6 protein-coding genes are annotated in these 5255 nt (G+C 40.6%); 2 read left to right on the top strand and 4 right to left on the bottom strand.

Features of this window, described 5'->3' with window-relative positions; all coding sequences use genetic code 11:
* From Q1R07_RS14085 to Q1R07_RS14070, 4 genes are all read right to left on the bottom strand, one after another.
* Positions 1-192 (bottom strand): DUF6814 family protein (locus Q1R07_RS14085; protein ID WP_300491476.1); only part of this gene is annotated, 192 nt, incomplete at its 3' end.
* 11 nt (positions 193-203) lie between these two features.
* Positions 204-1736, bottom strand: coding sequence for an MFS transporter (locus Q1R07_RS14080; protein WP_300491474.1), 1533 nt, complete (start codon positions 1734-1736; stop codon positions 204-206).
* A gap of 19 nt (positions 1737-1755) precedes the next feature.
* Complete coding sequence (locus Q1R07_RS14075) at positions 1756-3105, bottom strand: porin (protein ID WP_300491472.1); 1350 nt, start codon at positions 3103-3105, stop codon at positions 1756-1758.
* Positions 3106-3209: 104 nt separating this feature from the next.
* Positions 3210-3512, bottom strand: a complete 303-nt coding sequence (locus Q1R07_RS14070; protein ID WP_300491470.1) for a helix-turn-helix domain-containing protein — start codon at positions 3510-3512, stop codon at positions 3210-3212.
* A 279-nt stretch (positions 3513-3791) separates the two neighbouring features.
* Between Q1R07_RS14070 and Q1R07_RS14065 the strand changes: the two genes are divergently transcribed.
* Positions 3792-4391: a hypothetical protein gene (locus Q1R07_RS14065; RefSeq protein WP_300491468.1), complete on the top strand. Its 600-nt coding sequence runs from the start codon at positions 3792-3794 to the stop codon at positions 4389-4391.
* 154 nt (positions 4392-4545) lie between these two features.
* The gene (locus tag Q1R07_RS14060) at positions 4546-5151 is read left to right on the top strand and encodes a flavin reductase family protein (RefSeq protein ID WP_300491466.1); all 606 of its coding nucleotides are present in this window, start codon (positions 4546-4548) and stop codon (positions 5149-5151) included.
* Positions 5152-5255: the final 104 nt, after the last annotated feature.

Genomic DNA, 5255 nt, shown 5'->3' with positions numbered 1-5255 from the left:
ATAATAGCCAAAGGTTCCCAAACCTAATACGATTAAGGGCGTTAGGATAAACAGAATGATGATTCCAAAAACCAAATCGTCCTGTTTGCCGGTCACAAACTTTGGTAAGCCGAATATAAAGATACAAAAATAGGCTGCGGCTACCGCTAATAATAGCCAAACAATTCCGAGTATTCTTTTTATTTTGTTCATAAATATGCCTTTTAGTCGTTACTATTATTTTTGTTGTTAATATAAAACATCCCTATCATAAAGCTGATCGCTGCAATGATAATCGGATACCACAATCCTTCCAGATAGAAGGTCGGATTGCCGTTGTCTTTTGCTACCGTTACCAGATAGGTCGAAATCGCCGGTAACAATCCTCCAAAAATTCCGTTTCCGACATGATATGGCAATGACATCGAGGTATATCGGATTTTCACCGGGAACATTTCCACCAGGAAGGCCGCAATCGGTCCGTAAACCATCGTTACAAAAATCACCTGAATAAATACGAGGAAGATCAACATCCATCGATCGGATGAATTAATAGTTACCGTTGTTTTTACGTCGGTTTTCGCTTTTCCGTCCACGATAATCGGCTTACCATCTTCCAGGTGAACGGTTTTAATTTGCGTCCATTGGGTTCCGTCTGTAAATTCTTTGGTCGTTGTATAAACGGAATCAATCGTTTGATGCGCATTTTCTTTGGTTATCGCCAGAATTTTCGTTTTCTCGGCCATTTCCGTTTTTAAGGTCACATCGGTGGTTTCGTACATCGCTTTGTAAATCGGACGGTATAAAAAGATCGCCAACAACATTCCGACCATCATAATGCTTTTTCGTCCTACTTTATCACTTAACCATCCGAAGACCACAAAGAACGGTGTTCCAATCAATAGCGCGATTCCCAATAAGGTATCCACCTGCGTGGAATCGACACTCATGACGGTTTTAAGGAAATTCATCGCATAAAACTGACCGGTATACCAGACCACTCCTTGTCCCATCGCGGCTCCGAATAAAGCCAATAATACAAATTTAAGGTTGTAACGGTTTCCGAAACTTTCTTTTAACGGATTCGCACTGGTTTTTCCTTCGGCTTTCGCTTTGGCAAATACCGGTGATTCGTGCATGTTTTTACGGATCAGATATGATACCAAAACCATCAGAATCGACACCCAAAACGGTACACGCCATCCCCATTCGTCAAAGGCGGCTTCCGACAACGTTGTTTTGGTTAACAAAATAACCATCAACGACACGAATAATCCCGCCGTAGCCGTCGTTTGAATCCACGACGTCCAGTAACCGCGTTGTCCAACCGGCGCGTGTTCGGCGACATAAGTGGCCGCTCCGCCATATTCGCCGCCCAATGCCAATCCTTGTAATAAACGAAGGACTAACACTAATAACGGCGCCATAAATCCTATGGTTTCGTAACTCGGAATACATCCGATTAAAAACGTGGCGCCTCCCATTAATAACAGGGTTACCATAAACGTATATTTACGTCCGATCATATCGCCCAGACGACCAAAAAACAAGGCGCCAAACGGACGAACGACAAATCCGGCAGCAAAGGTTGCCAATGTCGATAAAAAGGCGGCCGTTGGGTTATCGGCCGGGAAGAATTTGGTAGAAATCACTACCGCCAAACTTCCGAAAATATAAAAATCATACCATTCAATCAGGGTTCCTACAGAAGAAGCGGTGATTACGCTCCAGATTCCTTTTGTTGATTTATTACTCATAAATGTGGTTCAGTGTTGGTTATAGATAAATTTGCAGTTGTACCAGGAAATCTCCTTTCATCCCGTCGATATTGTCTTTTGCAATATAAACCGGCCGTGTGGAATACTGCGTGGTGATTTTAGCATGATGCCCGTCCAGGAAGAAATTGGCACCAATGTCAAACTGCGAACTGGATTTTTCGAGTGCTTCGAATTTTTTATAGGTATATGCTCCGAAAGGCTGAATGCGAACAACCGGTTTTTCGGCTTTACACGGTAATAAAAATCCGGCTTGTGTATACCAGATGGTTCCGGTACCGATCATCGGTTGGGTATTTCCGGCACCGGCCAAAGCTCGGTCGCCCGTAAAAGACGGATCGGCGGCACCTACATTCATAATTCCGATATTGCGAAGGTAGTTGGGACCAAAATCGTAATCGTATAAAACGGAATAAGCCGTCAGTGCCATTTTCTTTTCTTTGGATCCTAAAGGTAAATCCAGAAAAGCATCCGCCGAAAATAATTTGATATCGTGTTTTTGAACAACACTGTTTACAGAAGTTCGTGTCGCGTCCGGAGCGGTATAAAATCCGGCACCAAGATTAAAGACTTTTTTGGTTCCCAGATAGGATCCCACTTTATACGGTAGTAAATTCGACTCCTGTTCTAAAAACTGGTATTCGAAATAACCGGCTTTCGACCATCGGGTGTTTCCGCTATTGTCTACGGCTACCGCATTATCGGCATTGGTAACATCTACCGGAGCCGTATTGGTTCCAAAAGGTTTGTTGATACTCATACGGTATTCGAATTTCCCGTATTTCCCTTTGGCGAATAATCCGACCTGCCGCGCAAACTGATCGGCATTGTCAATTAAAGGCCAGTTAAAAATCGGCGCATCAATGGTCAGGAAATTTAAGGTCGAAGCCATCGTCATACGCGACAATCCCATATAATAATGCAATCCGCCTCCGAGTGATAAACTGAATTTTTTACCGGCTTCCGGTAAAACCACCGCATATTCGTTCCAGGCATCGTGAAAAAACATACCCGGCTTTTTGGTTGATCCCGTCGGACTGGTAAAGGTTTGATTGTTAATTCCGAAGTGCGTCACAATCATATAACGCTTGGAAATTTGAGCATACGCCAGCATTCGTAAACGCCGGTTACCGATATCGGTATTGGTAGTCGCCGGTTCGTCGGCAATCATTGTTCCGGGATTCATATCAGAAGAGCGAAACCAGATCTGATTCCAGGCGATAAAACGCATGTATTTGGAACCGTCTTCATTGAAATTCACTTTTAATCCCGAACCGTAATCCGTCGAACCTTGAGAATAGCCTTCTGCTGCGAAAAAAAGCAATCCGGCTAGTAAAATGATTCGTTTCATAAAGTACTGTAATTTGGTTGTTTTTTGTGTTTTTTGCTTCACCAAATTCTAAAAATGAAACGGAATGAAAATTTTTGTATATATATTTTTGTAAAGTACTATAGCTAGTCTTTAAAACGCTCCCATTTTATCAGCATAAATTTGTCCCCTAACTCCGTTATGATCATTCCTGCTCCCGATAGTTGTTCTTTATTTTTGAGGTATTCGACCAGCTCCAAATGGTTAAAAATCTTATAGGTTGGATGATAATCGCCTTGTGTAAGTCTTTTAACCCGAAATTCTTTTACCCAATTGCTTACGGTAACGTGGGAAACCCCTAAAATACGTTCAATTTCGCGGTAACTCAGCCCTTCGAGATAGAGCTGTAACGCTTTGGTTACGTAGTAATCGTCTATCTTTTTACCCAATTTGTTAACGGTAAAATAATAGTTACATTTTTTACATAAGTATCTTTGTTTCTGATTAATAACACCGCTTTTAACAATAGTATTGCTTTTACACTTCGGACAGGCTAAAATCTCCATATATAATAATTTTGCATAAATATAGTATTTTAGCAAATATGCATCTATCAATAATTCATTTTTTTAAATTAAAAATTGAATTATACATATATTTAATCAACTATATTTACATTAAAAATAATAAATATTACTTTTCTAAAAATACACAACCCGGTAATTACAATGAAAGCCCCACTCCTGCTTGTTTGTCTGTTCGCATTCTTTTTTGGCTGTTGTCAACAAAAAAATAAACCTTCCGGCGCTCCCGAAAACAATACCATTTCAGTCGATTCTATTGAAAGGGCTTTTTTGGATGAAAAACTATTTTATACCACAGTTATCCGATTACATCCTAATGACAATGCTTTTATTTTTATTGATGATGATTATGTCGCTCAAAGCATTACCGATGCTTCCGTTAAAAAACTATACGAAACCAACGAATACTTGTTGCCCGAAAACCGGGAAGCTTTTTATCAAAAGATCAGTAACGCACTTCCAAAAGAGGATATTGCTGTTTTTAACCGGATTTGGAGTTTAAAGGAAGTACGCCAGCAAATCGGCGGTGATGGCGGATTGCATACTCTGGTAACCTGGATCACTCAAAAACCAACTTCCGAAGATCCTTTCTATTATATTGAAGTGCGTCGGCTTTATCTCGAACGTCTCGGAACATGCATTCCAATTGGCTATATTAAAATGCACGGCAAAACAAAAGCCCTTTTGGTTATGAATAGCGAAGGCGAATACCTTCCGATAGCCAAATGGCGTCAAATCAAATAGTTTCACAAAGTAACAGCTGTTTGTGACAGAAATCCTTTAAAAATGAAGGATCAGCAAAGATTATCGAATAAAAATACAGAGTACTTATTTTTATTTTGATAAAAATATCAATTATAAAAAAAAAAGTTTAATTTGCGATAAAACAAACAACACTATGCATTTTGACCCGTCTGTATTGGACCAATCGGCCGTATACAAACTACTAACCGGTACAGTTATTCCCCGTCCTATTGGATGGATTTCTTCGATTAGTAAAGAAGGTGCTATAAATCTGGCGCCATTTTCATTTTTTAATGCCGTTGGCGAAGATCCGCCTCATGTAATGTTTTCTACCGTTCGTCCGAATAACACCAATAAAGACACTTTAAACAATGTGCTGGAAACCGGCGAATTTGTAGTCAATTTGGTTACGGAAGAACTCGTTGAAAAAATGAATCTGACTTCAGCCAGCGTTCCACCCGATCAAAACGAATTCGAGCTCGCACAACTCACTCCTGCTCCATCGCTTATTGTAAAAGCACCACGGGTTTTAGAAAGTCCGGTGGCGATGGAATGTAAAGTGGTACACCACTATTCGCTGGAAGACCATCAGCACGGTGGCGCGACAATAGTGATTGGCAGAGTTGTTATGTTTCATATCGACGAAGCCATATTGTCCGACAATTACCGAATCAACATGGATGTATACCGACCGGTTGCGCGTTTGGCGGGATCAAATTATTCAAAATTAGGAGAGATTTTCTCCATTAAAAGAGCTTAAAATGAAGATTACAGTTATTGGTGGCGGACCCGGCGGTTTATACTTCTCAATCCTTACCAAAAAAGCATTGCCACATTGCCAGATTGACTTATACGAACGCAACA

It is taken from the genome of Flavobacterium sp. (assembly GCF_030146175.1).
Lineage (GTDB): Bacteria > Bacteroidota > Bacteroidia > Flavobacteriales > Flavobacteriaceae > Flavobacterium.
The sequence above is the reverse complement of the archived record's forward strand: the minus strand, read 5'-3'. Positions and strand labels throughout refer to the sequence as shown.